This is a genomic window from Adlercreutzia sp. ZJ141 (assembly GCF_011038965.1).
Classification (GTDB): Bacteria; Actinomycetota; Coriobacteriia; order Coriobacteriales; family Eggerthellaceae; genus ZJ141.
In genome coordinates, this window is record NZ_JAAKEB010000045.1 from 1 (window position 1) to 2,593 (window position 2,593).

The following is a 2,593-nucleotide window of genomic DNA, read 5'->3' on the forward strand; positions in this document are numbered from 1 at the left end:
TGATTATTACGCTGTTTTTGCTACATGTTTCCATGCATCACTGCTACAGCGTTCCACAGTAGGCTGATACACCTCTGCAAGAAGAAATGCTACGCGCCCCGCAAGGGGCGTTTCCTTTTCTGCACAATCTCGAATGGGTGCAAAAGCATCCTTGACCATCGAGAGAATAGGAGAAGGAAATGGTCAAGTACAGAGAGATCCTTAGGCAAAAGGCCATGGGGATAAGCATCAGGAACATAGCGTTTTCATGCAAGTGTTCCACAGCGACGGTAAGGACCGTCGTCGATCGGGCCAGGGTCTGCGGTTTGGAGTGGCCGCTTCCGGAGGAGATGAACGATGCGGCGATACGCGCTGCCATCTACCCCAAAAAGTCAAGATCCGACACATCCAAAGCTGAGATCGACCACGTTCGTATCGACAGGGAGATGGAGCGCCCCGGCGTCACGATGACGGCGCTGTGGACCGAGTACTGCGAAGCCGCGCTGGCTTCGGGCAAAGAGCCGTACATGTACTCGGCATTCTGCCGCAAGCACCGCGACTGGGCTACTGCGAACAAGGTCGTCATGCACATCGAGCACAAGCCGGCCCAAGAGATGCAGGTGGATTATGTCGGGGACACTATGGAAGTGATGGACGCCGACACAGCAGAGTTGCTTAAGGTGTATGCGTTTGCGGCCTGCCTGCCGTATTCCGGGGAGCTTTATGCTGAGGGGTTCTACAACATGAAGGAAGAGTCTTGGGTTGAAGCTCACGTGCACGCATTCTCATTCTACGGCGGTAGTGTGCCTATTATTGTGCCCGACAACCTCAAGCAAGGAATCGTCAAAAACACGGTTGAGGAACTTATCGTCAACGAGCAGTACCGCCGTATGGCCGAGTATTACGGATGTGCCGTTGTACCAGCGCGGCCAAGAAGACCGCGTGACAAAGGGGCTATTGAGATGGGGGTACGGGTCATAGAGCAGCGAGCAATAGCGCCGTTGCGCAATCGATTGTTCACGTCGCTTGGACAGCTCAACGGCGCCCTTCTCGACAAGGTCAAAGAAATCAACGCGCACCCCTTCCAAAAGCGCGAAGGCAGCAGAGACGAGATCTTCATCCGCCAAGAGAAGCCGCTGCTCGTCCCGCTGCCTAGCAAGCCCTACGAGATGGTGACTCGCAAGAGCGCTACTGTGAATTTTAACTACCACATTGCCTTCGACGGCTCCTGGTACTCTGTTCCGTTCAGCTACGTCAAGCGCGAGGTTGAGGTCTGCGCCACGAAGTCCGCGGTGTGGGTCGTCTGCGACGGTGAGCGCATCGCCATGCACAGGCGCTTGCACGGGCCGAAGGGTTCCTACTCCACAAATCCAGAGCACATGCCCGACTCCCATCGCGACTTTGTCGAGTGGAATGGGGATAGGTTTCGCAGGTGGGCGCAAGAGATTGGTCCGGCATGCGAGGCTGTAATTGACAGTATCCTCAAATCGCGCAAGATCGAGCAGCAGTCCTATCGTTCCTGCCGCGGGGTGTTAGCTCTGACCAAAAAGCACGGCGGGCAGCTACTCGAGCAGGCATGCGCAAAAGCGCTCTCCTACTCGCCGTGTCCCAGCTACAAGACGGTCAAATCGCTAGTCACCAAGATGGCAGCGGCAGCTCCGGAAGATCCTGACGATGGAGCGTACTTAAGAGGAAACAACTACTACCAAAACCTTAGTAAGGGAGATGATGAATAATGGCCGCCAGTCAGTCAACCATGGACAAACTCTACAGCTTGCGCTTGTCGGTGATGGCGCAAGCTTACCGGGACCAGGAGGAATCACCAGGAGTTGCCGACATGACCTTCGACGAGCGCTTCGCGATGATAGTCGACGCTGAGTGGGATGCACGGCGGGTTAACAAGCGTACGCGCCTGCTAAGACAAGCCGGTTTTTCTGACCCTGAGGCCAATGTAGCCGACATACGCTACGATGCCGACCGCAAGCTCGACAAGGCCAAGATGGTCGAGTTGTCGAACTGCGAGTGGATACGCAACCATAGAAACGTGCTGGTCACAGGCGCATCTGGTGCTGGCAAAAGTTGGATTGCGTGCGCCTTAGGCGTCGCGGCGTGCAACGCCTTTTTCTCGGTTCGTTATGTCCGACTTCCTGAGATGCTTGACGAGCTTACGGTGGAAAAAGATGAGGAGTGGTTCAAGATGAAGAAGCGCTACCTCAAGTGTGATCTGCTCATATTGGACGATTGGCTTCTGGAAAAAGTCAGTGGCAAGCAGGCACGCGAGTTACTAGAGATTGTGGAGGGCCGCCTTCGCACTGGTTCTTTGCTGATATGCTCGCAGTTCTCGCCGGCCGGCTGGCATGCCAAGCTGGGCGAAGGTGCAATCGCTGACGCGGTTATCGATCGCATCGTATATCGCTCAGACATAATACACATAGAGGGCGATGAATCAATGCGCAAGCGCATCGGCTAGGCCATTAGCAAGCCTATTAGGCTGAGAGGGGCGCTTGCGCGCCCCTCTCGAGTTTGAAAGCATTGGATTGCCATGTATCAGCCCATCGTGGAACGCTGTAGCAGCGAAGCATGGAACCTTGTAGTAGAAACGACGCAATAATCA

Annotated in this window: 2 protein-coding genes; both read left to right on the forward strand. The window is 55.1% G+C overall.

Going from position 1 to position 2,593, the window contains the following annotated elements:
• Window positions 1-179 precede the first annotated feature (179 nt).
• Entirely contained in the window at window positions 180-1,715 is a 1,536-nt protein-coding gene (istA, locus tag G7Y44_RS10200) for an IS21 family transposase (protein WP_165249655.1), read from the forward strand.
• Window positions 1,715-2,449, forward strand: coding sequence for an IS21-like element helper ATPase IstB (gene istB, locus G7Y44_RS10205; RefSeq protein ID WP_165249657.1), 735 nt, complete (start codon window positions 1,715-1,717; stop codon window positions 2,447-2,449). Before istA ends, istB begins: the two co-directional genes overlap by 1 nt.
• Window positions 2,450-2,593 lie beyond the last annotated feature (144 nt).

Bases quoted from the DNA above. Each gene is read 5' to 3' on its own strand.
- istA (WP_165249655.1), top strand. From the start codon at position 180: ATGGTCAAGTACAGAGAGATCCTTAGGCAAAAGGCCATGGGGATAAGC.
- istB (WP_165249657.1), top strand. From the start codon at position 1,715: ATGGCCGCCAGTCAGTCAACCATGGACAAACTCTACAGCTTGCGCTTG.